The organism is Uliginosibacterium sediminicola (assembly GCF_039631295.1).
Lineage (GTDB): Bacteria > Pseudomonadota > Gammaproteobacteria > Burkholderiales > Rhodocyclaceae > Viridibacterium > Viridibacterium sediminicola.
In genome coordinates this window covers 128,065-154,236 of the sequence record NZ_JBDIVE010000010.1, presented here as the reverse complement: position 1 = coordinate 154,236, position 26,172 = coordinate 128,065, and the positions used below count along the sequence as shown (strand labels likewise).

The following is a 26,172-nucleotide window of genomic DNA, read 5'->3' as shown; positions in this document are numbered from 1 at the left end:
CGCCAGCGCCAAAAGGAAGCATCATGCCCAAGCCACTTCGCCACGTTTTCGTCTGTTCGCAATCACGTCCGCCCAATCACCCGCGTGGTTCCTGTCAGCAAAAGGGCAGCACCGACGTGCTGCAGTCCTTCTGGTCCGAGCTGCAAAAGCGCGGCGTGTACGACAAGATCGCCGTCACCTACTCGGGCTGCCTCGGCCCCTGCGATGTCGGCACCAATGTGCTGGTCTATCCCGAAGGCGTGCTCTACAACAATGTCACCCCGGGTGACGTAGCCGAGATCTTCGACTCGCACCTGATCGGCGGCGAACCGGTGGCGCGTCTGCTGGCGCCGGGAGCCGTGTGGTGAACCTGTTTACCGGCGAATCCTCGGACGCCTTTTTCGGCGGCGAAGTCACGCCCGCCGCACGCCGCATGCTCGACCAGATCGCCGGCGCCACGCCGGCACAGATCGAAGCCCTGCTATGGACCGCGCAGGCCAGCAGCCCCGAATGCCTGCCGGTGTATTACCTGCTCTACAAGTTCCACGCCAGCCGGCGCCAGTTTGAGCTGGCCGAGAAAGCCGCGCAGACCGGCCTCAGCCAGGCCGCGCGCCAGGCCGGCCTAGCCGAGAACTGGCGCGAAGCAGTCGCCAATGGAGCGGACTTCGCCAGTACCGGCCCGGCGCGCTTCTGGCTGTTCACCCTCAAGGCCCTCGCTTTCATCATGCTGCGCCAGGGGCGTAGCGACGAAGCCAGCGCCGCGCTGGGCAAGATCCGCGAACTGCACAGCGGCCACGGCCTGGGTGACGATGTCATCAACGCCTTGCTGGAAGGAACACGCAACAGCTGATTTTTTGACGTGCGCGCCACAAAAAACAGGCCGAACGCGCACGCCGGTACCCATAAAAACGGCCACAGTAATACCCAACCCTAGTAATCCCGACAGGAGAAATCACCATGAGCCTGAAGAGCGTTAGCTTCACGCAAAGCGGCAGCGCCTATAGCTGCGACCAAAGCGAAGATCAGTCCGGCCGCTACGTCAAATTCGACGACGTCACGCCGGTTGTCGACATCCTCGAAAAACTGGTCTGGGAAGTGCATTTCGGCAAGTTCTTCGACGCATCCGCCGCCGCCACCCGCGCCACCGAACTGCTCACCCGCCTGAAGGCCGCCTAAACCCGGCAGCCCAGCTGAGCCCCCGGCCTCGCCACGCGCGGTGCCGGGGCATGCGTAAATGAAGCGCCCATATCGGCATCCACGCGATGCCTGCGGCACTTTGGCAGGCACTCTTTTTGCTGTTATCGCTATATAGAGATATTTACAACGAAACCCGACAAAGGCGACGAAACATGGAACGCTCCTTCGAAAACTGGCAAGCACGCCTGCCTATTGAATTACAGGACATGGTGATCGCGCCGGCCTACATCGAGTCCTTCCATGATGACAGCATCCCCGCGTCGAAATGGCGTGGCTACGACAGCAGCGGCGAGATCTGCTACTACCGCCACACCTACACGCTGTGGCAGGAATGCTTCGACGACGAAGACCAGCCCTATCTGCGCCAGCTCGAAGCCGAAGCCCTCGAAGCCTGGCGCTGCACCGACGGCAGCTGGCTACGCCGCCTGCAACGCAACGGCGCCGCCGGCGAATGCCGCAGCCACACCCCCGACAAAGGCTTTGAACGCGTCGCCGCGCGCGATATACCGAAGTTCTGAACTGCGCCCTGACTGCCAGGCCGTCACGGCGGCGTACACGCCGCATTGCGCGACTGCGCCCAGCGCCGCGCATCCTGCGCAATCTGCTGCGCCGTCGCCACCACACTGCGCTGCACGGCCTGCACCATGCCGCCATAGCCTGCAGCCGCCGGCTCGCTGAAGCGGCTATGGCAATTCAGGGCGGGCGTCGCCTCGCCGACAAAGCTCAGGCTCCAATCGGCCTCGAACTCGACCACCTTGCCCAGCCAGGCATCGAGGCGGCGGACCTGCAGCTGGATGCGCATCACCGGCTTGCTGGCACGCAGCGGCAAGCCACTGAGATCTTGGGTCGCCAGCTGCTCAGTCAGGGCCGCACTGAATGCTGCTCTCAGTTCCTCATCGAGCGGGCCAGCCCAGCGCTCGGTTTCCAGCATCACCAGGCGCTCGCCCTGGCGCACACTGAGCTGGGGCTGATCCAGACGGATCGGAATGCTGAGCGTCTGCAGGGCGATGAAAAACGGTGCCGCCTCCACCGGCGCGGAGGCGCCGTCCAGCGCGGGCGCCGCCGGCTGCAAGGTGTAGAAGTGCACTGCCGGGGGCGATGCACAGGCGCTCAAGGCCAGCAACAGCGCGGCGAAGTGGATACGTAGGCGAGCAGTCATGGCGTCGGCGCCTCCGGCGCATGGGGGGAAGCAGGAGGCGCGGCGGGCAAACCGCGCAGCAGGGATTCGGGCTGGCGGCTGAGCAGCTCACTCAAGGCGCGCAGGGAGCGGAAACTGCGCTGCGCGTCCTGCAGGGTCTGGCCGATCTCCTGCTGCATCGGCGCATCTTCACTGAACATGGCCTGCGCACTGCTGAGCGTGCGCTGCGCCTGCTGCAAGGTGCGCGTGGTCTCGCCGAGCAAGGGGCCATTGAACTGGACCAGGGTTTGGTCGAGATTCAGCAAAGTGCTGTCGAGATGGTGGCCGATCGATTCGATGGGCAGGCGGTCCAGCTTGCTGACCACACTGGCCAGCTGATCCTGCAGCGAGTCCAGACTGCTCTCGACGGTGGGCAGCACCAGCGGGCGCGCATCGGCATCGAAGCTGACCGGAGCTGCGTTGGCCACGAATTCCAGCGAGATATAGAGCTGGCCGGTGAGCAGATTGCCCGAGCGGGCCTGGGCGCGCAGGCCCTGGGCAACCATGCTGCGCAGGAACGCCACCGCCTGTTGCTGCGCCTGACCTTCGAAATCCGGCAGCTTCTTGCGCACCTGGCCCAGGCGCTGCGGATAGACCAGGATGCCGACGATGGTCGGGAAGCGCCGCCGGCTTGTGTCGTAATCGAGATCCATCGACACCACACGGCCCAGATCCATGCCCAGGAATTTCACCGGCGCGCCAATCGACAGACCGCGCAAAGCCTGCGTGAAGCGCAACTGGATGAAGTGGGCCGGTCCGTCCGGCGCGGCCATCGCCGATTCCTGATCGCGTGAAAGCTCGAACTCGGCGTTTTCGGCCGCCGCCTCGCCCGGCGCATAGTCAGGCGTGGCAAATGCCACACCGCCGGCGACGATGGTGGACAGCGACTGGGTCTTCAGCTTGAAGCCATCGGCATTGACCGAGACATCCAGACCGCTGGCATTCCAGAAGCGGGTATTGCGGCTGACCGAACGATCATACGGCGCGTCGATGAAGATCTGCACCCGCACATCCTTGCCATCGGGCGCCAGATGGTAGGCGGCCACACGGCCGACGGCGATGCGCCGGTAATACACCGGCGAACCGATATCGAGCGAACCGAGATCATCGGTGTGCAGCACGAAAGACTTGCCCGGCATGCCGCCGAGGACCACCGGCGGCTGCTCCAGGCCGATGAAGTGGCGCGCCGGCTTGGTTGCGATGCCTTTGTCGACACCGATGTAGGCGCCCGAGAGCAGGGTGTCGATGCCGGAGACGCCATTGGCGCCCACCCGCGGCCGCACCACCCAGAAGCGCGTGCCGTCAAAGGCCAGGCTCGCCGCGTTCTTGATCAGCGCGACGCGGGCAATCACATGCGAGCCGTCTTCGCTGAGGCTGATGTCGCTGACCGTGCCGACCGTCACATCCTTGTATTTGACCGGCGTCTTGCCCGCCTCCAGGCCATTGGCGGTGCGAAACTCGATGCTGATCTCCGGGCCGGTGGACAGCCAGCTCTGCAGCAAGATCGAGGCGCCGAGCAAGGCGGCAAGCAGCGGCACCAGCCAGACCAGGGCCGCCGGCCAGCGCGGAGAGGTGATCAGCGGTTCCGCTGCGTCTTCGCTGTGCTGTGGATTCATGTTTGATCGCCATCCCAAATGCTGCGTGGGTCGAAACTCATGGTCGAGAGCATGGTGACAATGACCATCGCACCAAAGAAAAGAACGCCCGGCGCCGGCTCGATTTCGCCGAGCGCGGGGAAATTGACGGCCGCCGCCAGCATCGCCACCACCATCACATCGAGCATCGACCAGTAGCCAAACAGTTCGAGCAGGCGATACAGATGCGTGCGCTGCACGCCGGCCCAGGTGCTGCCGCGCCGGCTGCTCAGCAACAGGAAGGCGAGTGCCAGGAACTTGACGCAGGGCACGACAACGCTGGCGCCGAACACCAGCAGGGCGATGCCCCAGCTGCCGCCATTCCAGAAATCAAGGATGCTGCTCAGGATGGTGCTGTTGTCATCCTTGCCGAGCAGGCTGCTGGACACGATGGGCAGCAGATTGGCCGGGATGTAGAGCAGCACACCGGCGATCAGCAATGCCCAGGCCCGCGCCTGCGCATCCGGGCGGCGGCGCTGCAAGCGGCTGCCGCAGCGCGGACAGGGCCGGCCCTCGCAGCCGGGGTGGTATTCACAGACCAGATCGCAGCAATGGCAGGCGATCAAGCCCAGCTCGGCGGCGCGCGGCGGCCTCATGCCTGCGGCTCCGCGCTGGCGATGCGGCCATGCAAGCGCCACAAATCATGCAGCGTGTGCTGGGTGATCATGCACAGCAGCAGCATCAAGGCCCCCATGGCCCACAAACCAGGGCCGACGCTGAGGCTCAGCAGGGCGCCAAGCTTGATGATCGCCACCAGATTGCCCAGCAGGAACACCTCGACCATGCACCAGGGCCGCAAGCGGCTCAGCCAGCGCAGCGCCAACGCATGTCCCGGCGCGGGCCGCTGCCTGCGGGCATGCCACAGCAGCCAGATCAGCAGGCCGATCTGCAGCATCGGCACGATGATGATCGACAGCGCAAAGGGCACGGCAAGCGGACTGCTCGATCGATGCAGCAAAGCCATCGCCGCCTGCCACACCCCCACGCTGACTTGCTGGCCCTGCACCCGCAGCGCCAGCAGCGGACACAGATTGCAGATCAGGAAGGCGATGCCTGCCGCAATGCTCAGCGCCAGCCAGGCATCCACATCCAGCCAATGGCCCTGATACAGCGGCGCGCTGCAATGCGCGCAGCGTGCGCGGGCGCCACGCGGCAGCGGACGACGCTGATGCACGCTATCGCAATGCTTGCAAACAACCCAGTCGAGAAATGTCTTCATGGCCCCCCCGGTGCGGCGCACGGCACTCCAAGCTCAAGACCGCCCGGCGGCGCCGAGCCGGCCGCCGAGCTGGCGGTACGACTCAGCATCCAGCGGGCTGACAGGCTTTACTGCAGGGCGCTGGCCAACTCGGTGGCGCCCTTGTCCAGGCCGGTCTTCGCCGCGCCCAGCGCGCTGAAGTTGGCCAGTACGTTCATCGCATTCGGGTACTGCTTGGCCACGTAGGCATTGAGCAGCTGCTTGCTTTGCGCATCGTAGATTTCCACCGCGTACATCACCGAACCGGTGAGAGCGCCCTCCTTGCCACGAATCGACTGCACGATGTTGTACGGCATGCCCACCAGATCGAAACGCAGGATGGGCGCCACCACACGCGTGGTCGGCTCGGCACCGGTGAGGCTCAGCTTGACGCGCAAGGTGCCCGGCGCCGGATCGCGGCTGAGCTTGAAGCGCGCCGACAGTTCCTTGCTGAATGCCTCCTGCATGTAACGCGAGAGCTCGGACTTTTCCGCTTCGCTGATGTCCTTGAACTGCGCATCAGCGCCGCGATACACGCTCACCGGATCAATGATGACATTGCGGTACTCGCTCCACTTGGTCGCCGTTTCGTAGCGAAACGGAATGCGCGCCGCCTGGCTGCCGGTATTGGTTTGCAGCTGGCCCGCCGAAGCGAGATCGCTGTAGCGCGTCGGATTGGTACTGGCGCAGCCGGCCGCCAGCAGGGCGATCAGCAGGGTGCCGGTGAAGCGAAACAGGTTTTTCTTGAGGTTCATGGCGGTGGTTCCTTTTGGGGAGAAAGATGGGTGCAGGCATAGCGAGCAGGTGTGCAGCCCGGCGCGATGCCCCCTGAAAAGTTCGACAAACCGTCCCGCCCCACTTGGCGCGATGCGCACAAGAACGTTGGAGACGACCAAAAATGTACCAATCGGTACGTTTTCATTATTAGAGAGGCACTTTCCAACTGTCAATAAAAATGTACAATCCGGTACACTTTTAAAAGCAAAAAAAAGGAGCCGGAATGAAGGTCAGAACAGCCGCCAAGCGAGACGCCATCTTGTTTGCGGCAAGTCAGCTGTTCCTTGAACTGGGCTATGAAGGCGCCTCCATGAACGAGCTGGTCAGGCGTCTGGGGGGCTCCAAAGCGACGCTCTATGGCTACTTCCCGTCCAAGGAAGTGCTGTTCGCGGCGGTGGTGCGCTCAATCGCCACCTCGCATCTGTCCAATGCGGTGATGACGCTGCAGAAGAACGTCGACCGCGAGGCCGACTTGCGCCAATCCCTGCAGCGCTTTGCTGAAGATGTGTTGCAGATTCTCACCAATGACGACAACGCCCTGGCGGTGTATCGCATGGTGCTAGGGGAGTCGGGACGTTCGGATGTCGGGCAGATCTTCTATGAGGCGGGACCCTCGGAAGCCATCGAGCTGCTCGGCAAGCTGCTCAGCGCGTGCATGGCGCGCGGCATGCTGCAGGCGCGCGATCCCCATGTCTGCGCCCTGCAGCTGCTCTCCCTGGTCACCGCCGAGACCAATGCGCGCCTGTACCAACAAGCGCCGGCCAAAGTCAGCAAGGCGGAGATCAAACGCATCGCCGAGCGCGCCATCGAGACTTTTCTGTTCGGGCAACTGCCGGCACGCTGAACTGCGTGTATTCAGCGCAGCGCTGCTCAGTGGGCGCGGCCTTCGGAAACATCGGCCATCGCATCGTCTTTAGGGCGACAGGCGGCACCGGCTTCCAGCAGCCACGTTTAAGGCTTCTGCGAACCGGGCTCACTTGCTCACGATGCGCAGGTCGATCAGCTTGATCTTGTCGAAGTGGAAGGCCTTATTGACGAACTTGCCGTGCACCTCGACCATGGTGTTCTGGTCAATCGGCATATTGCCCGGCCAGCGCCAGAACTTGTTGTCGATGTCGAGGTAAATCGTGCCGCTGCCGTCGCTGAACTCATACAGTTCGTCAGCGACGCGGCGGATGATATGACCTTTCAGGGTGACCCGCTGGTCCTTGACGAGCAGGCTTCCGCTCAGTTCCTTGATACTCTTCGGCGAACCATCCGGGCCGACGTACTGCGCCTTGGCAGGCTCGCTGCTCACAATGGCAGCAGACAGCAGGCTGATGATGATGAGGGATTTCATGACTGACTCCTTGGGTGATGAATGCAGAGAGCTGTGCATTCCGACAGCGTGCTGTGCAGTCTAGGGAGCCCTTGCTGAACCTTGCCTGAACGTCCTGTTCAGACTCTGTTCATCCAAGCCGGTGCATTCTTCTGCCATCCTGACCGCCGTCCGCAACGCTCATGTCCCGCCGCCCTTTCATGCTCTGTCTCAAAATTGCACGCTGCGCCCTTGTTCTCGGCGCAATGCTGCCAACGCATGCCGCTCAGCAAAGCGAGCAAGACGATGCGCGGTATGCCGTACAAGCCGGCTTGGCCTTGCCGTTCCAGGCAGTGCGCGAGCGGGTCGCCCGCTACTGCGGCAACTGCGAACTCCTCGAAGCCAAGCTGCACGAGGAGAAGGAGGACGGCCGGCGCTTTCTGGTGTACGAGATCAAGGCCATCACGCCGGATGGGCAGGTACTCAAGATGAAGATTGCAGCGGCCAATGGCGAGATCCTCAAGATCAAGCGCAAAGGCATGAATCCCCTGGAGACACGATGAAGATCCTGCTGGTGGAAGACGAGCCCACCTTGCAAGCGCAGCTCGTTCAACTGCTGAGCGAAGCGGGCTACACCCTGGAGACCAGCGCCGAAGGGCGTGATGCCCGCTATCGCGGCGAAAGCGAGGACTTCGATGCCGTGGTGCTCGACCTCGGACTGCCCGGACTCGATGGCCTCAGCGTGCTGCGGCACTGGCGAAACGCACAGCGCAGGATGCCGGTGCTGATCCTCACCGCGCGCGGCGCCTGGCACGAGAAAGTCGAGGGCATGGACGCGGGCGCCGACGACTATCTGGCCAAGCCCTTCCACGGCGAGGAGCTCTTGGCCCGTCTGCGTGCGCTGATCCGCCGCAGCGCCGGGCTGGCTTCGCCGCTGCTGCGCTGCGGCCGGGTGACGCTGGATACGCGCGACGGTACGGTGAGACAGGACGGCACGGCGGTAAGCCTGACCAGCCACGAGTTCAAGCTGCTGCAGTACCTGATGCACCGGCCCGGCCAGATGGTCAGCCGCAGCGAATTGACCGAACATCTCTACGCTCAGGACCATGACCGCGACTCCAACACCATCGAGGTCTTCGTCGGACGCCTGCGCAAGAAGCTCGATCCGGCGCTGATCGAGACGGTGCGCGGCATGGGCTACCGGCTCGTCGAACATGGCTGAGGCCACCTCCACCGCCCCCCCGACGCAGCCACGCTCGCTGCGCCTGCGCCTGCTCGGCCTGACGCTCGGCGGCACGGCCCTGGCCATGCTGCTGACCGGCTTCGCGCTGACGGCGCTGTTCCGCGATCACGTGGTCAATCAATTCCAGGCGGCGCTGGCGCGCCAGCTCGACCAGCTCGTCGTCGAGCTGGAATTTGTCGACGGCCAGCTCCGTGTCGATGCCGATGCCATGCTCGACCCACGCCTGCTCAAGCCCTACTCTGGCCTGTACTGGCAGATCGACGTGCTCGGCCCGCAGCAGCAGACGACAATAGGCGCGCTGCGCTCGCGTTCGCTGTGGGATGCCAATCTCGCTCTTGGCACAGGCGGGCGCTCCGTCTCCGGCACGCTGGAGGTCAGCAGCGCCAAGGGGCCCGCCGGCGAGCAGCTGTTGGTGCTGCAGCGTCTCGTACACCTGCAGGAGTCACCCGAGCGCGCCTACCGTCTGATCGTAGCGGGCGACCTGCGCTTCAATCTGGAAGCGACGCGGCGCTTTGGCATCTTGCTGGCACTGGCGTTGAGCGGGCTGTTCGTGCTGCTCGGGCTGGCCGCCTGGGCGCAGGTGAGCATTGGCCTGCGCCCGCTGCGCAAGCTGCAACACGCGCTGGCGGCGGTGCGCGAGGGGCGCACGGCGCAACTGGAAGGCCACTTCCCGCAGGAAATCGCGCCCCTGGTCGGCGACTTCAACCAGGTACTGGGCAGCAATGCCGAGCTGATCCAGCGCGCCCGTTCGCTGGCGGGCAATCTGGCCCATGCGCTCAAAACCCCGCTGACCGTGCTGGAGAACGAAACCGAACGTGCGCAACGCAACGCGGAGGCGATCACCGAATCCTTGCTGCGCGAGCAACTCGCACAAATACGCCGCCAGATCGACTGGCATCTGCGGCACGCGCGGATCAGCGCAGCGTATGCGGTACCCGGACGCCATGTGAACGTGCACGCGGTCAGCAGCGGATTGCTGCGTGTGCTCGTGCGCACCTTCGAGTCACGCCAGCTGAGCTTTCACCACAACGCCGACCCGGCGCTGAGTTTTGCTGGCGAGGAGCAGGACCTGCAAGAAATGCTTGGCAACGTACTGGAGAACGCCTGCAAATGGGCCAGCGCCAACATCTGGCTGACGGTAGAGGCCGCCGAAGCGCCCGCCATGCTGATCGTGCGCATCGAAGACGACGGCCCCGGCATCGCGCCGGAGCAGCTCGAACACGTGCGCGGACGCGGCGTTCGCCTCGACGAACAGACGTCAGGTTCGGGACTTGGCTTAGCCATCGTGCAAGAGCTGGTCCAGCTCTACGGCGGCCGTCTCGAGCTGCGCGCGCGCAGCACCGGCAGAGGGCTCTCGGCCAGCCTGCTGCTACCGCGCTGGATGGGCGCCTGAGCGCGCGGCGCACACCGCCATCCGCGCCGCCAAACCGATCTTGTAAGCAGCGATGAACAGCGCTTGTCAGGGCCAAGTGTTTATTCCACAGTAAGCGCCGTCGCCTTGCTGTCAGGACTGCTCATGCCGCGCCCGCCCACCTGCCGCTCTCGCCTCGCACGCCTTGTTGTAGCCCTGCTGCTGCCGGCCGCCCTCAGCCTGCCGGCACAGGCGCAGAATGCCGACGCGCCGAGCCTGCGCGAACGCATCCAGGCGCGCATCGCCCAGCGCAAGGAGGCGCCCGCCGCCGAGCCGGCCGCGATCACCCGCCCCGGCGACTACAGCTTCAGCTTCGAACACGGCGGTGCCACGCGCCAGTACCGCGTGCACGTGCCCGCCAGCTACCGCGACGACACGCCACGGCCGTTGCTGCTCGTCTTTCACGGCGGGGGCGGCAATATGGACATCCAGGCCGATGACCGTTACTACGGGCAGATCAGCCAAGCCGAGCAAGCCGGCTACATCGTCGCTTTTCCGAATGGCTACAGCCGCTTCGGCGGCAAGCTGGCGACCTGGAATGCCGGCCACTGCTGCGGCGGCGCGCGCGACACGCAGAGCGACGATGTCGGCTTCGTGCGCGAAGTGGTGGCGCGCCTCAAACGCCAGCTCAACATCGACGCCCAGCGCATCTTCGCCAGCGGCATCTCGAATGGCGCGATGATGAGCTACCGCCTGGCCTGCGAAATGCCCGACACCTTCCGCGCCATCGCCGCCGTGGCCGGGACCGACAACACCACGGTCTGTACGCCGAGCCGGCCGGTCTCGATCCTCCACATCCACGCACGCGATGACGAGCTGGTGCTCTTCAACGGCGGCGCCGGGCGCGAATCCGACAAAGTCACCGCCTTCGTCTCGGTGCCCGACTCGATCGCCAAATGGGTCAAACTCGATGCCTGCCGGCCGGCGCCACAACGCGTCCTGAGCACCGCCGGCGCCTACTGCGAGGCCTACACCGGCTGCCAGGGCGGCACCCAGGTGCAGCTGTGTGTCACCGAAAGCGGCGGTCACTCCTGGCCGGGCGGCCAGAAGCCACGCGGCGGCAGCCAGCCCTCCAGCGCGATCAAGGCCACCGAACTGATCTGGGACTTTTTCGCGCAGCAGTGAGGCGCATCTGCGGGGTGGCTGCTCCGCCGCCCCTCAGCGGGCGAGGTGTTTGCTGTAGGCGAAGAAGACTTCGTCCCGCACCCAGCCCTGCGCTGCATAGGCCGCCTGCGCCGCCGTATTGGTCTTGGCGGTGGTCAGATCCATGCGCGCCTTGCCCTGCGCCGCCGCCAGCTGCTCCGCCGCCTGCAGCAAGGCGCTGCCCGCGCCACTGCGCCGCGCTGCGGGCGTGACGAAAAGATCGTAGAGCGCATAAATCGGCCGCGCCTCGACCGAACAGAAGCTCGGATACAGCTGACAGAAACCCAGCACCTCCCCGGAGGCACCGCTCGCCAGCAGGATCACCGACTCGCTGTTCTGCAGGCGCTCGCGTATGAAGCGCGTGGCCAATTCAAGATCGGGCGCTTGCTCATAAAACTGCCGATAAGCGTCGAACAAGGGCGCGATGGAATTCAGATCGTCGAGCGTGGCGATGCGGGTGCTGATCATGGCGATTCGTTGTCAGGCCGGAGGTGAGGGCCTGGAAACCTAACACGGATGCCGCCCAAAGACATCCGGGACATCGGCGCCAGGAGAAAGCGGCGGATTCCGGCTACGCCTTCGTCCAGGCTATGCGCTTGCCGTCCCCTCGCCCACTTGCGGGAGAGGGTGGCGCGAAGCGCCGGGAGAGGGCTGAAGCCACTAGGCGTGCTCAGTGAGTCTGAGTTGCACAAACGTCGGAAGGCGCCTGCGGCTTGTCCGACCTGCTGCTATGCATTTATTCATTCCGACTTACGGCCTTAAAGGCTTTATTCAGGCACGCATGAATTGGCGGTGTTTTTCAGCTTGCCGTTGATCAAACGGGACACTTCCGTTTCGCGGCATTTTTTCTGCTCGTTCCAGGTCCACACCTGCCTGTAGGTTTCCTCGTACTTTGCCCCATGCCATGACCAGATTGACTCGGCGCCGTGCCCCGCGGTGTCACTGATCTCTCGGAGTCGGCGGTAGCCATTGCGCTTTTGATCGAGGATTTCCAGTGCAGCGCTGCCCTCCGTAGACCAGATACGATTTGCCGCCTGACCGCGCATTTGAAATATCCACATCGGGCAGCTGGCTACACCGCAGAGGCACCAAGACTTCGGTTTGACGAGGAATGTTTTGACCTGCGTACCGATGTAAATCCGTTTGGCCTCCAGTGTATCGCTCAGCTTGCTTTCCAGACAGCCAAGCTCCGCCAGATCGATCTTGTGAGCCAGCAGCGCAATGATGGACGCGGGGATTTTGTCGGGATTTTCAATCTGCTCTTCCGCAGCAAACTCATCCGATGCGCCGGCAAGCCGGGAGACCAACAACAATGAGATGAAGAACCGCTTCATGGCGTCTCACGAAGGAAAGTAACTACCCGTCTCAAGGCTGCAGACGGAGGCGAGAAATCTACGCGTAACAAAATTCGTACCCCGGTGAAGCCTGGCTCCGGGCTACGCACTTGCCGTCCCCTCGCCCGCTTGCGGGAGAGGGTGGCGCGAAGCGCCGGGAGAGGGCTGGAGCCACTAGGTGTGCTCAGAGAGCCTGAGCAGCACAAACGTCGGAAGACGCCTGTGGCTTTTACGACCTAGCACCACGCATTTATTCATTCCGGCTTACAGCCTTGCAAAAACAGCAAAAAAATCAGCACAAAATTACGCCGTCACGAATCATTGTCAATTTTCTTTAGCTTCTCCAAATAAAATTTCTGGAAAACAAACAATGGAAATAATGAAACAAAAATAGCCGCGGCTTGAACAAACTCCGGGGCGCCACTGACCAAATTATTTATCAAATGGCGTATGAAAATTAACCACAAAAACCCATAAACAGCGACAACAAGGATCAAGACCACGAATGCACATGCCTTTTTCTTGAAGTTTTTCATTTTTCACCACCCCTACGACACGCCTGCGTAACCGTGCACAGCAGTAGGGTGCACATTGCGCACCATTCCATTAATCCGTCAGTATCCATGCAAAAAGCACGGCGTGAGTTCGAACATGAGTTCCGCGTGCGCGGTGCGCACCCTACAAACTAAGTCCGTAGGACGGATTGGCGAAACGACACACAGAGCGTCTTTTAGCGCCTACCGGTGGAATGTCACCGTAGATTGGTAGAACCATCGCAGGGCGCTTACGGCTTTTGCGGCCTAAGGCCAAGCATTTAATTACTCCGAAGTACGGCCTTACCTTCTAGCTTTATTTCCCCGCGCAATACCTCAAAACTTCAATTACAGCCAATGTAACTCCGGATAGAGCTCCAGCTATGGCGGATAAGTTCACCCACCATTGCAGCGTAATTCTTTCTTCTACAACGATGGGGCGGCCATCCCAGTAAAGCTTATTATTTTCATCGACACCTATTTTATCAAGCTCATCGATATTGATTGACCTAATTTCTGACATATAACCGTCCAAATGTACATCTCACGTGAAATATCCGCAGACCCTGATGGAAGGTTCGCAGAGCAAGCCACCGAACGCCTTTGCAGAGCCTGCTAACGCGTTACCGCTGCGCGTCAAACCCACGCCAGAGCAGACCTAGTCGGCAACTGCGCAAGCCAGCACACCGTCATTCTAAATGTCGATTACTTGTCAATGGAATGTCTTTTACGGCGGGCGCCGCAATGGAGGGATGTGGCCTTGCGCCATCATCCCCCGCTCGCCGGCAAACACCGGCGAGCGGAGCGCCTGCTCAAGCCGGGTGGGCGGCGGTGCGGACGAGGGTGCCGACGTGTTCGCCGCGCAGGGCGGCGCTGAGGCGGCCGGGGACGAGGCCGTTGATGACTTGCACGCGTTCGATGTGGCGGGCGGTGGCCATGACTTCGAGCAGGGCACGGTCGAAGGGCAAGGGGCCGCTCTGGGCGCTAAGTTCGGCGACGCTGGTGTCACGCAGGAGCTGCGCGCGGTCGCCTTCGGCACCATTGGGGTCACGGTCGTAGACGCCGTCCACGTCTTCGACGATGGTCAGCCCGGCTGCGCCGAGGGCATCGGCGAGCAGGAAGGCGCCGGTGTCGGCGCGGTGTGGCGGGATGCGCGAGGTCGGGAACTCGTGGTGGTGGTAGGGCGGGAAGGCGCTGCCGACCACGGCGCGGGCGGCGGCGAGGTGAATGGCGAGCTGGCTGGCGATGGTCGGGTGTTCGACGTAGGAGACGCCGTCGGCAGCGAGCAGCGCGGCGAGGATGTGGCCGTTCTGCCCGGCTTCGCTCGCTGCAAGCGGGGCAAGCGAGCCGACCGGCAAGCCGAGGTCGAGCCCGACGCCATACAGGTGGCGGGCGCGGATGCCGGCGCCGGTGAGGATCAGCAGGCGGTGCTCGGGCAGCAGTTTGCGCAGTTCGTCGACGATGGGCAGGATGGCTTCTGCGCCGCGGTCCATGATCGAGCGCCCGCCGATCTTGACGACCTGCAGCCAGGGCAGCAGGCGGATCGGCTGAACGCCGGCCACCGGGCGGGTGAGGTCGCGGTTCTGCAGGGTCTGGCGCGCGAGTGGCGAGGCGACGTGCTTGATGGTGTTGCTGGTATCTGCCATGACGATGAGCCCTCAGTTTGCCGTGATGATGGTGCCGACGTGTTCGCCCGCAAGCGCACGCGTCAGATTGCCGGGGACCAGGCCATTGATGACCTGGACCTGGCGCACGTGCTGCGCCGCTTGCAGCAGATCGAGCACCGGGAATTCGAGGATCGAGTCCTGCAGGCCCTTGGCTTTCGTTTCGCTGACCGAGATCTGCGGGATGAACTGGGCGGTTTTGTCGGTCTTCGGGTTGGCGCTAAACAGGCCGTCTTCGTCTTTCACGTAGATCATCGCCTTGCAGCCGAATTGCTCGGCGAGCAGGAAGCAGCCGGCATCGGTGCGATACGGCGGAATCACGCCTTCGGCCGGCGAACGCATCCACAGCTTGTAGGGCGGCATGCCGCTGAAGATGGCGGCATTCACTTCGTTGAGGAACAGCGGCACGGCCGACAGGCCGGCGCCATCGACCGCGCAGATGCCGTGCTTGGCGAGCAGCTGACCGAGCATGGCGGCGTTCTGGTCGGCGACCGAGGCGCCCAGTTGCGCCAGCACGCCGGCGGGCAGGCCGAGCCCGGCGGCAATCGAATACAGGTGTCGTGCGCGGGTGCCGGCACCGGTGCCGATCAGCAGCTTGTGCGTCTGGCGTGCGGCGACGATTTCATCGACCAGGGGATAGACCGCAGCGCGGCCACGGTCGATGACGCTCTGACCGCCGATCTTGATGACCGTGACGGCGGGCAGGATGCGGAAATCCGCCGCCTCGCCCGCTGCGGCCTGCAGTTGCTCGTCGGTCAGGGAGCGCTGCATGAGGAGCTGTTCAAGCTCCGCTGTGGTGTGTGCCATGCCTTACCTCTCGTCGAAATCAATCCCCTGCCCGACCACGCGTCGCGGCCCGCAGAGTGGCTTCGAGCTTAGGGGGAAGCGATGTATAGATTCAACCGCAGCTCGCTACGCACATGGCATCGGAACGATCCGGGCGATGTAGCGCGCTACATAACGCGGGATCAGCTCACATCAGGTCACCAGGGCCACGCTCTTGACCTGGGCGAACACCGACTGGCCCAGCTGCAGGCCAAGCTGGTCGCGCGAGCGGCGCGTGATGCGCGAGATAAGTACGGTGCCGGCGCCCTCCTCGCCCAGCAGCAGGCGCACATTGACCTTGTCGGGGCCGTCGTCACGCACTTCGAGCACGCGGGCGGCGAGCACATTGAGAATGCTCGATGCGCCCGGCGCCTCGACCGCCAGACTCACGTCGCGCGCCAGCACACGGGCGCGCACCCGATCGCCGAGGGCATGCGTGAGGCCGCCGACGAGCAAGGCGCCGCCGGGGAATTCGAGCCGGCTGAGGCTGTAGTCGTGGTCGTGCGCCACCACCTTGGCGTCGATCACGGTGCCCAGGTCGTCGACGAAGGCGCTTTGCAGATCGAGCCGGGTGAACACTTCGCGCAGCGGGCCGCTGGCGCGCAGCTGGCCTTTTTCGAGCAGCACGATGTGGTCGGCCAGACGCGCCACTTCGTCGATGGAGTGGCTGACGTAGAGCACCGGAATCGACAGCTCGTCGTGCAGGCGTTCGAGGTAGGGCAGGATGGCGTCCTTGCTGATCGCGTCCAGCGCCGACAGGGGTTCGTCCATCAGCAGCAGGCGCGGGCTGGTCAGCAGCGCACGGGCGATGGCCACGCGCTGGCGCTCGCCGCCGGAGAGCTGGTCGGGGCGGCGCGCCAGCAGATGGCCGATGCCCAGCAGCTCGACCGCCATGTCCCAGCCGACGCGCTGCTGCGCCTGCGGCACACGCTGCATGCCGTAGCGCAGATTGGCGCGCACATCGAGATGCGGAAACAGGCTGGCTTCCTGGAACACGTAGCCGAGGGCACGCTTGTGCACCGGCACGAAGATGCCTTGTGCATCGTCCTGCCAGACTTCGCCCGCGATGGCGATGAAGGCATCCTGCGGGCGCTGCAGCCCGGCTATGGCGCGCAAGGCGGTGGTCTTGCCCGAGCCGGAGCGGCCGAACAAGGCGGTGACGCCACGCGCCGGCAGCTGCATCGCCAGCTGCAGGGAGAAGTCGCTGTGATGCACGGCGAAGCGGGCCTGCACGTAGCCCGCCAGCTCAGAAGGATCGAGTCTTTGCATTGAAGGAATAGAGAATCAGCAGGACGGCAAAGGCAAATACCAGCAGGCCACCGGCCAGCCAGTGCGCCTGGGCGTATTCGAGTGCTTCGACGTGGTTGTAGATATCGACCGAGATGACGCGCGTCTTGCCCGGAATATTGCCGCCGATCATCAGCACCAGGCCGAACTCACCGACGGTGTGCGCGAAGCCGAGCACTGCGGCGGTGATGAAGCCCGGCCGCGCCAGCGGCACGGCAACGCTGAGGAAACGGTCCCAGGGGCCGGCGCGCAAGCTGGCGGCGACCTCCAGCGGACGCGGGCCGATGGCTTCGAAAGCGTTCTGCAGCGGCTGCACGACAAAGGGCATCGAATACAGCACCGAGGCGACTACCAGGCCGGCAAAGGTGAAGGGCAGCAGGCCCAGGCCCAGCGCCTGCATCAGCTTGCCCACCGGGCCCTGCGGCCCGAGCAGGACCAGCAGGTAGAAACCCAGCACGGTGGGCGGCAACACCAGCGGCAAAGCCACCACCGCGCCAATCGGCCCCTTGAAGCGCGACCGCGTATGCGCCAGCCACCAGGCGATCGGCGTGCCGATCAGCAGCAGGATGAACACCGTGACCGCCGAGAGCTTGAGCGTCAGCGTGACGGAGGAGAGGTCGACATCAGGCATCGCTGCAATCCCGCCTCAGAGCTCGTAGCCGTAGGACTTGATCAGCGCACGCGCCTTGTCGCCCTTGAGGAACTTGAGCAGGGCCACGGCGGCCGGATTGGCCTCGCCCTTCTTGAGCAACACGGCGTCCTGCTGGATCGGCGAATAGAGATTGGCCGGCACCACCCAGTACGAGCCCGCTTGCGGCTTGCCTGGCACGGCGACCTGCGACAGCGCGATGAAGCCGATCTCGGCATTGCCGCTGGCGGTGAACTGGTAGGCCTGGCTGATGCTCTCGGCGGTCACGAACTTGGGCTTGAGCGTGTCATACAGCTTGCTGGCCTTGAGCGCTTGTTCGGCGGCGAGGCCGTAGGGCGCCAGCTTGGGATCGCAGATCGCGATGTGGGCGATCTCCGGCTTGGTGAGTACCGCGCCCTTGTCGTCCACCACGCCGGGCTTGGCACTCCACAGCACCAGCTTGCCGCGGGCGTAGGTGAATTGGCTGCCGGCCACGCCATCTCCTTCGCTAACGATCTTCTTGGGCGTTTCGTCATCGGCCGCCAGCAGGATCTCGAAGGGCGCGCCGGCCTTGATCTGCGAGTAGAACTTGCCGGTCGAGCCGACGGCGACAATCGCCTTGTGGCCGGTTTCCGCGGCGAAGTCGGCAGCGATCTTCTCGAACGGGCCGGCGAAGTTGGCCGCCACGGCGACCTGAACATCCGCCGCCCGTGCCGCCAGCGACACACTCAACAGCAAACCAAGCAATACACGCGAAACACATGCAGATTTCATGACGACGCTCCTTGCAGCAATGGGCTCAGCCGACAACGCTGAGAATGAGGTTGGAAGATTTGATGACGGCGCAAGCCGGCTTGCCGACTTCGACGCCCAGATTGGCGACACTCTCGGTGGTGACGACGGCGGTGACGCTCTTGCCGCCGCCCAGATCGATCACCACTTCGGAATTGACGGGGCCTTCATGCACGCGGCTGACCGTGCCCCACAGATGGTTGCGCGCACTGGTGCGCAGGCCGCGCTCGGTCATCAGCAACACCGACGAAGCCTTGACCAGGGCAAACACCTCGGTGCCGATGGTAAGCTCCAGCTGCTCGGCCGAGTCGCGGGTGATGATCGCCACCAGTTCGATGGCATTGTCGAGGCGCAGATAGACTTCGTAGTCGACATCGCCCTCGCGCAGCCCCACCACGGTGCAGGCGAACTGGTTGCGGGCACTGGTGCGCAGATTCATGCGCCGCAACAGCTGCTGGAACTGCTGCGCGCTGCCGGCCTCGGCGCCCAGTTGCTGCGACAGGCGGTCCAGCGCCAGCTGGTATTCCTGCTCCACCGCGCGATACATGGCGATGACGCGCCGGCCGTATTCGGTGAGCGTCGTACCGCCGCCCTGACGGCCGCCGGTGAGGCGCTCGACCAGGGGCTGCTGGGCCAGATTGTTCATCGCATCGACAGCATCCCAGGCGGCTTTGTACGACAGCGGCACATGGCGCGCGGCTTGCGAGATGGAACCATGCTCGGCAATTGCCTCCAGCAGGCGGATGCGGGTATCGCCGAGGAAATTGCCGAACTCGGTGGACACTTCCAGCTTGCTGACCAGGCGTGGGCCCGTGGGTTCGCTGCTGCGCTTGGCGCTTTTTGTCATGTTTATATCAATATCTGAATGTATATAACGGATGCCCGATCTAAAGCACTAAGCGGGCCAATTTGTTCGGCAATCCGCTTTATGAGTAGCTTTGAGCAACAGAACTGGACTTTCAGTACTTTGCGGACAAGTACTACGAGCTGTCGTACCATCTATAGTGCCATATACATAGCGAAGCGGCGCTGATGCACCGCAAGCCCTCGCCCACAGCGAACCCGCCCAGGAAGCCGATCATGAAAGTCAGTGCGCGCAACATCTTCGAAGGTCAGGTCAGAGAGCTGACGCTTGGCGCGGTCAATGTCGAAGTGAGCCTCGACATCGGCGGCGGCGACACGATTGTCGCGATTGTCACCCGCAACAGTGTGACCAGCCTGGGGCTGGCAGTTGGCAAGCCGGCCGTCGCCATCGTCAAGGCGCCCTGGGTAATGGTGCTCGGTGAAGATGCGCCGATCCGCTTTTCGGCACGCAACCGCCTCGGTGGCACGGTCAGCGCGATCCAGCACGGCGCCATCAACAGCGAAGTCAGCATCCGCCTGCCCGGCGGCAGCGAGGTGCACGCCGTCATCACCAACGAGGCGGTCGCCGAACTGGGCCTCGCCCCCGGCAAGCCGGCCAGCGCGCTGATCAAGGCCAGCCACGTGATCCTCGGCGTGCGTGACTGAGGGCGGGCGCCAGCGCCCGGCACCGATCTTGCAGGAGTCTCCTCGTGTCTCAATGCACGGGGAATCTGATGCCTTTATTCGACTTTCATTGTCAGCTTTGCGACAAAACCAGTGAGCTGCTGGTGCGCGGTAACGACACGCCGAGCTGCCCGCATTGCGGTAGCACGCAGATCGACAAACTGCTGTCCCTGCCCGCCGCGCCGGGGCAGAGCAAGGCCATCATCGCCAACGCACGCCGTGCGGCGGCCAAGGAAGGGCACTTCAGCAACTTCTCGGCCAAAGAACGCAAAAGCCTGCTCAAGGGTTGAGCAGGCTTTGGCTTTGCGCCGCGCGCAAGGCTCGCGCGGCAATCACTGGAGCCAGACTGCGGGCGATGCGGATTCGCGGGCTCAGACTTCGGGTCCGAAGCACAAGGTGTAGTCGGTGCACACGCCGCAGCTGGGGGATTTGCAGACGCGGATCTCGGCGCGCTCGCAGAGCTGCAGGTAGAGGAATTTCTTCCACTTCATGTCCTGCCGGTTACGCACCGCCAGCGAGGTGAAGAAGCCATGCAGCAGATCGCTCAGCACGCTGCGTGCGGGCAGGTTCATGTCCTGCCAGAGGTGGTCGCTGCTCAAGCAGGCGGTGGCGATGGCGTGGGCCAGGGCGCGACTGTCTTCATCTGCAATGGTGCGGTGATCGACCAGCAGGGTGACCAGGTCGTCGAGCTCCAGCGCCTCGCTGAATTCCAGCGGTTCCTGCAAGCTGCTGTGCAGCAGCGCGGTGCTCGCGCCGGGGAAGTGGGTGTCGAGCAGCTGGCAGGTCGCCGCTTCATCCAGGCCGTAGAGCGGCAGGTACTGCGGGCCACGGCGCGCCCAGCTGGCAGCGACCACCCCGGCCAACGCCAGGCTCACGCCATAGGCCGGGCGCGGCGCCAGGGCCAGCAAGGCGTCACGCAAGCCGGCGGCGCTCGCCGGCGGCAGGGGCGGCGGAACGTGTGCGCCGGGATGATCAGCGATGAGGGCTTCGGCCAGTTGCATGACACTCTCCTTCGCTTGGGCAGCGCGCCGCTCAGACTTCAGCCGGTGCGTGGGTGTAGCACTTCTTCGGGCAAACCTTGGAGCAGGCCTGGCAGCCGATACAGTTGGCCTGGGTGGCGATGGTCATCACCTTGCGTTCGTATTCGTCGTCGTCATCGTCGTTCTCGGGGTCGACGCGGATCAGCTCGCCGTCCTCGGTCATGCCGGCCAGGGCCAGCACATTGTTGGCGCATACCTTGACGCAGCGCGCACAGCCGATACAGGTTTCCTGATTCAGATCGGCGACGAACTTGGGCGTCCAGACTTCACCGCTGGGCAGGGTGACGGAAAATGTAGCCATGATGCATACCTCTGCTTCAAATCGTGCCCGGACCCGTACTGTCCGGCGCGAACGTCCTCGCTGGGCGATTGCGCCGGCCGTAGGCGGCACACAATCGGGGTGATTGCCCCGGCCGGAGGAGGGGAAGCCGGGGCAATCGTTCTTGCTACGCAGATGCGTACAGCGCGGCCGATCAGGCTGTCGCTGCCGCCAATTCCTTGCGCGCGGCCATCAAGGCCTTATGCGAATCAAATGCCTTCTGTGCGACTTCCAGGATGTTCTCCCAGTTGGTCGGCAACTCTTCGGACAGGTCATGCAGATCCATCTTGGCCTGCGTGGCTTGCGCGTTGAGCTTCTTCACTTTGGTCTTGAGGGTTTCAAGATCTTCCATTTTCTTACTCCTGTCTTCTGCTCCCCCCTCCCCGTGGGGAGAGGGGCATATCAACCCCAGGTCGCCACTTCCTTGAACTTCTCGACCATGCCGACGCCCTCTTCGACGAACTTGGTGCCGCCTTCGGCGAGCTTGGCCAGGGTCGGGAAGCCGAAACGGTGGGCGTCGCGCAGCTGCTTGTTCACCGCGATCAGGCGACCGGCGATCAGCACCTGACGGCCGAAACCTTCGTGCGACATCTTCATCATCGGCGTCACCATCACGCCCGTCGTACGCTCGATGGTGAGGCCGACGGCGTTGAAGAACAGCTCGATGCGCCACAGGGTTTCGGGGTCCGGGTCACCCATGATCGGCAGGGCGCGACGCGCCTCGGCGGTCAGGATGTAGGGATGGAGCAGCTTGACGTCGCTCTTGCCTTCCCAGGTGCCATGCGTGTCCTGCGCGCGCCACTGCTTGATCAGCTCCTTCATGAAGGGCGTCTCCAGCGCGGCAAGGTCCTCTGCGGACAACGCTTCTTGTTCAGCCACGGTATCAACCATTTTCCACCTCGTCTTCGAAATCCAGATCACGCGCCTCATCCTTGAGGATCGCCTTGCGCAGCCACGGGGGCGGCGTACCTTTGAGCACTTCCTGCAGCTTGTCGAGAATGTCGAGAATGGGCTCGGGCTGGCTGACCTTGATCGGGTGGATCTTGCTGGCGACGACACGCGCCGCAGCCGAACCACCGATGGCCGCCACGTACACGATGGCCACGTCCTTGATCGCGTCGAGCTTGGGCGCGAGCTTGTCTTCGTCGCCGTCCTCGTCGAGCTTGCCGCCGAACTCGAAGTTCTCGACAAAGCTGTAACCGTCCTTGCTGATCTCATACACGGCAATGCACTTGGCCCAGCCAAAGTGTGCGTCGACGCGCTGCTTGTCTTGCGTGGCAAAAGCGATCTTCATGATCTGCTCCTATGTGAAATGGATTTCCTGCGGCTCGCCCGGAGCGCTGCCGCCACAACCACAACCCGTACCGCAGGCTGCGGCTTCGCCGGACTCGCCGCGTGCGGCGGCGAGGCTCTCTGCAGGCAATGGCCAGTCTTGTGGCGTGGCCACATGCTCGGCTTCAAGGAATGTATTGGCCCACTGTGTGATCAGTTCCCGCGTCCCGCGATACCCCACCAGCAAGGTGTGCGAAGCACCGAGCCGGTCGAACATCGGCAAACCCGTGCGCAGCAGCGGAATGCCCAGGCGCTGCGCGCTCTGGCGGCCGTGCGAATGCGTCACCAGCACTTCGCAGCCGGTGGCTTTGGCGCGCATTTCGAGGTCTTCGAGATCGCCGAGAATCACTTCTTCGCAGGGCAGGCCGGCAATCACCGAGGACTGCGTGGTGGTCACCGCAGCCAGCACTTCGGCGCCCATCTCGTAGGCGGTCCAGGTCAGCGCGTTGAGCAAATCGGGCTCGGCGCCGATGGCGAATTTCTTGCCGCCAACCCAGAAGTGCGCGTCGAGCATGGCGTCCTGCAGCTGGCCGCGCTGACGGCGATACTTGTTGGCGACCGGCTGCCCCGACACCTCGGCAAGGTATTGCACGAAGGCATCGACCGAGGCCAGCCCGGTGAGGCGCTCGAAGACTTTGAACGGCACGCCGGTGCGATCTTCCAGCGCCGTGGCGGCGGCGCTCATCTGCGTGCCGATGGCCAGGGTGGCGAGCGAGGCGCCCATGCTCTTGAGATCGGCCAGGGTCGTGCCGCCCAGCGTGGTCGGCGTGAAATTCTCGGGGATGTGCCCATCGAGCGAACCGGAGATATCCGGCAGCACCACGGCGCGCAGGCCGAAGGATTCGATGATCTCGCGCAGCTCGTCGATGTCGGCCGGCGTCAGATGACAGCCGGGCAGCAGATTCACCTGCCGCGCATTGCGTTCGCTAGCCGGTTCGGCGAAAGCTTCAACCACCGCCAGCACAGCCTTGCCCCAGCCGTCTTCAAACGCACCGACGTAGTCCGGCGTCGACACATAGACGATCTTGGTCTCGCCAAGCGTCTCGCCATGCTTGCGATGGATGGTCTTGAGATAGCCGTCGACATCGTCACCCTTGGTTTCGGTGAGGCCGGTCGAAGCAATCGCGATGATCGCGGGATTGGCGCGCTTCTTGATGTTGAGCACAGCCTGCTCGATGTTCTCGTAGCCGCCGAGGATGGTGCTCACTTCGTTCATCGCCGTGGTCTGCAGCGGAATCGCTTCCTTGAAGTGACGCACCAGCAGCACCAGGCCGAACGAGGTACAGCCTTGCGAGCCGTGCATCATCGGCATGGTGTTGTCGAGCCCCATGAAGGCGTAACAGGCGCCGAGCGGCTGGCTCATCTTCAGCGGATTGACCGCGCAAGCCTTCTTCGGCTCGATCAGCTTTGCCATGTCGTCACCCCACTCGCTTCCGGCTGCGGCGTGCGCAGCTCGCGTTTGACTTCGATGACCACGCGCAGGAACAGGAAGCTCAGGCTGATGCCCACCAGCACACTGCCTGCAAGATGAGAGAACGGCATGTTCATGGCATCGTCCTCAGGCCGCCACGACTTCCCAGGGCGCGGGCTTGCGCACCTGTTCCCAGATCGGGTTGTAGAGCGCCTTGTCGATCTCGCGCACGAGGTCGACCATGCCCTCGTAACCGGCGTAGGCGTGGTGGCGTTCCTGGTTGATGTCCAGCCAGGGCATCTTGGCCTTGAGCGCGATGAACTGGCTGCGGCCGCCGGAGAGCATGATGTCGGCCTTGGCGTCCTTGAGCATCGCGTACATCTCGCGCGGCGTCATGTCGTCGATCATGTGGGCGTCTTGCCCCATCAATTCCTTGATCTTTTCTTTGTCTTCCTTGGTCGACTTCTTGACGCTGGTGCCGACGATTTCCAGCCCGGCTTCCTGCAGCGCCGCGACCACCGACCAGCTCTTCACGCCGCCGGTGATCAGCAGGACTTTCTTTCCTTCCAGGCGCGGGCGATAGGCGGCGATGCGATCAAAAGCGCGCTTCTCTTCGATGGCGATCAGCGCCTCGGTGCGGTCCTTGAGCTCGGCCGGCGCGCCGCGCTCGATGAGCAGGCGGGCAATTTCGCGCAGGGTCTCGCTCATGTCGCCAATGCCGTAGAACGAGCCCTCGAAGAAGGGAATGTCGTAGCGCTCTTCCATCTTGCGCGCGATGTTGATCATCGACTTGGAGCACACCATCATCGAAGCCTTGGCGCGATGCGAGTAAGCCACTTCCTTGTAACGTCCGTCACCCGAAATGCATGACAGGATGCGGATGCCCAGCGCGTCGAGCAAGGGCTTGATCTGCCACAGCTCGCCGGAGAGGTTGTACTCGCCGATGATGTTGATGTCGTAGGGCGTGGTGTATTCGGGCTCGGCGGTGCCGATGACGTAATCGAGCAGCGCTTCGGCGCCCAGCTTGTTGCCGAGGTTCTTGGGGCCGACGAAGCCGGGGGAGTTCACCGGAATCACCGGCGTGCCGAACTTCTCGGTCGCCTTCTTGCAGACCGCCTCGATGTCGTCACCGATCAGCGCCGTGACGCAGGTCTGATAAACGAAAACAGCCGGCGGGTTGTACTTCTCGACGATTTCCTTGACCGACTTGAACAGACGCTTCTCGCCACCGTAGATGACATCCAGTTCATTGATGTCAGTCGTGAAACCGGTGCGGTAGAGCTGCGAGCCGGACGAGGTGGAATTGCGGTTGTCCCAGGAATTACCCTCGCAGGCAATCGGGCCATGCACGAGGTGGGCGACATCGACGATGGGCTGCAGCGCAACCTTGGCGCCATCAAACGCACAACCACCCGCAGCCGCGCCCGGCGAGAGCTGCTTGGTGCAGCCCTTCTTCTTTTCCTTGGCGCTTTTGTTCTGGTTGTGCTCGCAGGCGGGCTCTTCGAACACATCCTGAATCTTGGCGGAAACTCGAGCATCCATGGCACACCTCTCTGTCGGCTGACATCACCCCTCAGCAGGATTGATGCCAAGCTAAATTTATTATTTCAATCAATCACCTGCAAAATTCGCGTCGATCCGTGCGCATTCGCATGGCGTCTTTGTGACAAGGCTTTGTCGGGTTTGGCCGGCAACTGAAGCGCTGCCGTTTGGATTCGCCGCGCAGCGCGAAGACGACGCGAGACACATCCGGCACAGCGCCGATTTCCGTCGCAATGGGCGCGAGGCGCGAAGACCTTGCCAAGCACAGCCGATTCCGGCCGGATTCGCCGCGAGGCGCGAAGACGACGCGAGACAGTGCACCACGACTGCCGATTTCCGTCGCAATGGGTGCGAGGCGCGAAGACCTTGCTCTGACAGTGCAATTGCACGGCAAGCAAGGTCGACAAAGCATCGCGCCCATTTCGACGAAAATCACTCGACGCCTTCCATCTTGGCGCGGTGGAACATGACTTCTTGCAAACGCCGATTGATCGCCACCGGCGAGAGATCAAGCTCGCGCTTGGCTTCGCTCATCGCGTCGTTAACCATGTGCGCCTCTTCGAGCGTGAATACCAGACGCCCTGCGACGTGTGTGGCACCCGGCACGGCGCGGGCAATGGCCTGACGATTCGGATGCTCGTCGAGCGAGACCAGCTCGCTGGCTTCGGGGCGGCCGTCCAGACAGACTTTGCCGTCGATGACCTCGATCCTGCGGCCGTCACTGGTGGTCCTGATGAAAGTCGTACTCATCTCGTGCTCCTGACAGGGTTGGTGTGGGGCACGTAGCAGATCCCGTGCCGTGCGCTGCCAAGTGGCGTCACGGCGGGCAATTTGCGCGTCATG

35 protein-coding genes are annotated in these 26,172 nt (G+C 63.4%); 11 read left to right on the top strand and 24 right to left on the bottom strand.

Translation table 11 applies throughout. From position 1 onward, the window contains the following. Nucleotides 1-23 precede the first annotated feature (23 nt). The 4 genes from ABDB84_RS16785 (at nt 24) to ABDB84_RS16770 (ending at nt 1,694) form a co-directional block, all read left to right on the top strand. Complete coding sequence (locus ABDB84_RS16785) at nt 24-347, top strand: (2Fe-2S) ferredoxin domain-containing protein (protein ID WP_345920917.1); 324 nt, start codon at nt 24-26, stop codon at nt 345-347. Next, nucleotides 344-829, top strand: a complete 486-nt coding sequence (locus tag ABDB84_RS16780; protein ID WP_345920916.1) for a hypothetical protein — start codon at nt 344-346, stop codon at nt 827-829. The genes ABDB84_RS16785 and ABDB84_RS16780 overlap by 4 nt, the downstream gene beginning before the upstream one ends. A gap of 107 nt (nt 830-936) precedes the next feature. After that, nucleotides 937-1,155: a hypothetical protein gene (locus ABDB84_RS16775; protein ID WP_345920915.1), complete on the top strand. Its 219-nt coding sequence runs from the start codon at nt 937-939 to the stop codon at nt 1,153-1,155. A gap of 173 nt (nt 1,156-1,328) precedes the next feature. Next, complete coding sequence (locus ABDB84_RS16770) at nt 1,329-1,694, top strand: hypothetical protein (RefSeq protein ID WP_345920914.1); 366 nt, start codon at nt 1,329-1,331, stop codon at nt 1,692-1,694. Nucleotides 1,695-1,717: 23 nt separating this feature from the next. Here the strand turns inward: ABDB84_RS16770 and ABDB84_RS16765 are convergent, their stop codons facing one another. The 5 genes from ABDB84_RS16765 to ABDB84_RS16745 form a co-directional block, all read right to left on the bottom strand. After that, nucleotides 1,718-2,335 (bottom strand): PqiC family protein, encoded by a 618-nt coding sequence (locus ABDB84_RS16765; RefSeq protein ID WP_345920913.1) that lies wholly within the window; start codon nt 2,333-2,335, stop codon nt 1,718-1,720. Then, nucleotides 2,332-3,969, bottom strand: coding sequence for a PqiB family protein (locus tag ABDB84_RS16760; RefSeq protein WP_345920912.1), 1,638 nt, complete (start codon nt 3,967-3,969; stop codon nt 2,332-2,334). The genes ABDB84_RS16765 and ABDB84_RS16760 overlap by 4 nt, the downstream gene beginning before the upstream one ends. Beyond that, on the bottom strand, nt 3,966-4,583 hold the full coding sequence (locus tag ABDB84_RS16755) for a paraquat-inducible protein A (protein ID WP_345920911.1): 618 nt from the start codon (nt 4,581-4,583) through the stop codon (nt 3,966-3,968). The genes ABDB84_RS16760 and ABDB84_RS16755 overlap by 4 nt, the downstream gene beginning before the upstream one ends. Then, nucleotides 4,580-5,206 carry a paraquat-inducible protein A gene (locus ABDB84_RS16750; RefSeq protein ID WP_345920910.1) on the bottom strand — a complete coding sequence of 209 codons (627 nt, stop codon included), beginning with the start codon at nt 5,204-5,206 and terminating at the stop codon, nt 4,580-4,582. Before ABDB84_RS16750 ends, ABDB84_RS16755 begins: the two co-directional genes overlap by 4 nt. A 107-nt stretch (nt 5,207-5,313) precedes the next feature. Next, nucleotides 5,314-5,979 carry a DUF3313 domain-containing protein gene (locus ABDB84_RS16745; RefSeq protein ID WP_345920909.1) on the bottom strand — a complete coding sequence of 222 codons (666 nt, stop codon included), beginning with the start codon at nt 5,977-5,979 and terminating at the stop codon, nt 5,314-5,316. A 245-nt stretch (nt 5,980-6,224) separates the two neighbouring features. Here ABDB84_RS16745 and ABDB84_RS16740 point away from each other — a divergent pair, with 245 nt between their 5' ends. After that, nucleotides 6,225-6,845, top strand: a complete 621-nt coding sequence (locus tag ABDB84_RS16740; protein WP_345920908.1) for a TetR/AcrR family transcriptional regulator — start codon at nt 6,225-6,227, stop codon at nt 6,843-6,845. A 129-nt stretch (nt 6,846-6,974) separates the two neighbouring features. Here ABDB84_RS16740 and ABDB84_RS16735 read toward each other — a convergent pair whose 3' ends face one another. After that, complete coding sequence (locus ABDB84_RS16735) at nt 6,975-7,340, bottom strand: NirD/YgiW/YdeI family stress tolerance protein (RefSeq protein WP_345920907.1); 366 nt, start codon at nt 7,338-7,340, stop codon at nt 6,975-6,977. A 161-nt stretch (nt 7,341-7,501) separates the two neighbouring features. On the opposite strand from ABDB84_RS16735, the gene ABDB84_RS16730 reads away from it, so the two are divergent. The 4 genes from ABDB84_RS16730 (at nt 7,502) to ABDB84_RS16715 (ending at nt 11,077) form a co-directional block, all read left to right on the top strand. Further along, the gene (locus ABDB84_RS16730) at nt 7,502-7,861 is read left to right on the top strand and encodes a PepSY domain-containing protein (protein WP_345920906.1); all 360 of its coding nucleotides are present in this window, start codon (nt 7,502-7,504) and stop codon (nt 7,859-7,861) included. After that, nucleotides 7,858-8,520, top strand: coding sequence for a response regulator transcription factor (locus tag ABDB84_RS16725; protein WP_345920905.1), 663 nt, complete (start codon nt 7,858-7,860; stop codon nt 8,518-8,520). The genes ABDB84_RS16730 and ABDB84_RS16725 overlap by 4 nt, the downstream gene beginning before the upstream one ends. Beyond that, complete coding sequence (locus tag ABDB84_RS16720) at nt 8,513-9,934, top strand: ATP-binding protein (protein WP_345920904.1); 1,422 nt, start codon at nt 8,513-8,515, stop codon at nt 9,932-9,934. The genes ABDB84_RS16725 and ABDB84_RS16720 overlap by 8 nt, the downstream gene beginning before the upstream one ends. A gap of 123 nt (nt 9,935-10,057) precedes the next feature. Next, nucleotides 10,058-11,077 (top strand): extracellular catalytic domain type 1 short-chain-length polyhydroxyalkanoate depolymerase, encoded by a 1,020-nt coding sequence (locus ABDB84_RS16715; RefSeq protein ID WP_345920903.1) that lies wholly within the window; start codon nt 10,058-10,060, stop codon nt 11,075-11,077. A 33-nt stretch (nt 11,078-11,110) separates the two neighbouring features. Here ABDB84_RS16715 and ABDB84_RS16710 read toward each other — a convergent pair whose 3' ends face one another. The 9 genes from ABDB84_RS16710 to ABDB84_RS16670 all read right to left on the bottom strand — a co-directional run bounded on the left by ABDB84_RS16710 (nt 11,111) and on the right by ABDB84_RS16670 (nt 19,005). Further along, nucleotides 11,111-11,563 (bottom strand): GNAT family N-acetyltransferase, encoded by a 453-nt coding sequence (locus ABDB84_RS16710; protein ID WP_345920902.1) that lies wholly within the window; start codon nt 11,561-11,563, stop codon nt 11,111-11,113. Between the two features lie 299 nt (nt 11,564-11,862). Beyond that, complete coding sequence (locus tag ABDB84_RS16705) at nt 11,863-12,429, bottom strand: hypothetical protein (protein ID WP_345920901.1); 567 nt, start codon at nt 12,427-12,429, stop codon at nt 11,863-11,865. Nucleotides 12,430-13,278: 849 nt separating this feature from the next. Beyond that, nucleotides 13,279-13,485, bottom strand: a complete 207-nt coding sequence (locus ABDB84_RS16700) for a hypothetical protein (protein WP_345920900.1) — start codon at nt 13,483-13,485, stop codon at nt 13,279-13,281. A gap of 289 nt (nt 13,486-13,774) precedes the next feature. Then, nucleotides 13,775-14,608 carry an amino acid kinase family protein gene (locus tag ABDB84_RS16695; protein WP_345920899.1) on the bottom strand — a complete coding sequence of 278 codons (834 nt, stop codon included), beginning with the start codon at nt 14,606-14,608 and terminating at the stop codon, nt 13,775-13,777. Nucleotides 14,609-14,620: 12 nt separating this feature from the next. Then, a complete protein-coding gene (locus ABDB84_RS16690) occupies nt 14,621-15,433 on the bottom strand; it encodes an amino acid kinase family protein (RefSeq protein WP_345920898.1) in 813 nt (270 codons plus the stop codon). A 171-nt stretch (nt 15,434-15,604) separates the two neighbouring features. Then, a complete protein-coding gene (gene modC, locus ABDB84_RS16685) occupies nt 15,605-16,720 on the bottom strand; it encodes a molybdenum ABC transporter ATP-binding protein (RefSeq protein WP_345920897.1) in 1,116 nt (371 codons plus the stop codon). After that, nucleotides 16,698-17,369, bottom strand: a complete 672-nt coding sequence (modB, locus tag ABDB84_RS16680; RefSeq protein WP_345920896.1) for a molybdate ABC transporter permease subunit — start codon at nt 17,367-17,369, stop codon at nt 16,698-16,700. Before modB ends, modC begins: the two co-directional genes overlap by 23 nt. A gap of 15 nt (nt 17,370-17,384) precedes the next feature. Then, complete coding sequence (modA, locus tag ABDB84_RS16675; protein WP_345920895.1) at nt 17,385-18,140, bottom strand: molybdate ABC transporter substrate-binding protein; 756 nt, start codon at nt 18,138-18,140, stop codon at nt 17,385-17,387. Nucleotides 18,141-18,165: 25 nt separating this feature from the next. Next, a complete protein-coding gene (locus ABDB84_RS16670; RefSeq protein ID WP_345920894.1) occupies nt 18,166-19,005 on the bottom strand; it encodes a TOBE domain-containing protein in 840 nt (279 codons plus the stop codon). Nucleotides 19,006-19,238: 233 nt separating this feature from the next. Between ABDB84_RS16670 and ABDB84_RS16665 the strand changes: the two genes are divergently transcribed. Next, nucleotides 19,239-19,667 carry a TOBE domain-containing protein gene (locus tag ABDB84_RS16665; protein WP_345920893.1) on the top strand — a complete coding sequence of 143 codons (429 nt, stop codon included), beginning with the start codon at nt 19,239-19,241 and terminating at the stop codon, nt 19,665-19,667. 68 nt (nt 19,668-19,735) lie between these two features. Further along, entirely contained in the window at nt 19,736-19,975 is a 240-nt protein-coding gene (locus ABDB84_RS16660) for an FmdB family zinc ribbon protein (protein ID WP_345920892.1), read from the top strand. 81 nt (nt 19,976-20,056) lie between these two features. Here the strand turns inward: ABDB84_RS16660 and ABDB84_RS16655 are convergent, their stop codons facing one another. The 9 genes from ABDB84_RS16655 to ABDB84_RS16615 form a co-directional block, all read right to left on the bottom strand. Next, nucleotides 20,057-20,686, bottom strand: coding sequence for a nitrogen fixation protein NifQ (locus tag ABDB84_RS16655; protein ID WP_345920891.1), 630 nt, complete (start codon nt 20,684-20,686; stop codon nt 20,057-20,059). A 31-nt stretch (nt 20,687-20,717) separates the two neighbouring features. Further along, nucleotides 20,718-21,026, bottom strand: coding sequence for a ferredoxin III, nif-specific (gene fdxB, locus ABDB84_RS16650; protein WP_345920890.1), 309 nt, complete (start codon nt 21,024-21,026; stop codon nt 20,718-20,720). Between the two features lie 172 nt (nt 21,027-21,198). After that, nucleotides 21,199-21,396 (bottom strand): CCE_0567 family metalloprotein, encoded by a 198-nt coding sequence (locus tag ABDB84_RS16645; protein WP_345920889.1) that lies wholly within the window; start codon nt 21,394-21,396, stop codon nt 21,199-21,201. Nucleotides 21,397-21,446: 50 nt separating this feature from the next. Then, nucleotides 21,447-21,935 carry a NifX-associated nitrogen fixation protein gene (locus ABDB84_RS16640; protein ID WP_345920888.1) on the bottom strand — a complete coding sequence of 163 codons (489 nt, stop codon included), beginning with the start codon at nt 21,933-21,935 and terminating at the stop codon, nt 21,447-21,449. After that, entirely contained in the window at nt 21,928-22,338 is a 411-nt protein-coding gene (gene nifX, locus ABDB84_RS16635) for a nitrogen fixation protein NifX (RefSeq protein WP_345920887.1), read from the bottom strand. Before nifX ends, ABDB84_RS16640 begins: the two co-directional genes overlap by 8 nt. A gap of 9 nt (nt 22,339-22,347) precedes the next feature. Then, nucleotides 22,348-23,790 carry a nitrogenase iron-molybdenum cofactor biosynthesis protein NifN gene (nifN, locus tag ABDB84_RS16630; RefSeq protein ID WP_345920886.1) on the bottom strand — a complete coding sequence of 481 codons (1,443 nt, stop codon included), beginning with the start codon at nt 23,788-23,790 and terminating at the stop codon, nt 22,348-22,350. Then, nucleotides 23,778-23,924, bottom strand: coding sequence for a hypothetical protein (locus tag ABDB84_RS16625; RefSeq protein WP_345920885.1), 147 nt, complete (start codon nt 23,922-23,924; stop codon nt 23,778-23,780). The genes nifN and ABDB84_RS16625 overlap by 13 nt, the downstream gene beginning before the upstream one ends. 10 nt (nt 23,925-23,934) lie before the next feature. Beyond that, complete coding sequence (gene nifE, locus ABDB84_RS16620; RefSeq protein WP_345920884.1) at nt 23,935-25,329, bottom strand: nitrogenase iron-molybdenum cofactor biosynthesis protein NifE; 1,395 nt, start codon at nt 25,327-25,329, stop codon at nt 23,935-23,937. Nucleotides 25,330-25,761: 432 nt separating this feature from the next. Next, entirely contained in the window at nt 25,762-26,079 is a 318-nt protein-coding gene (locus ABDB84_RS16615) for a hypothetical protein (RefSeq protein WP_345920883.1), read from the bottom strand. Nucleotides 26,080-26,172 lie beyond the last annotated feature (93 nt).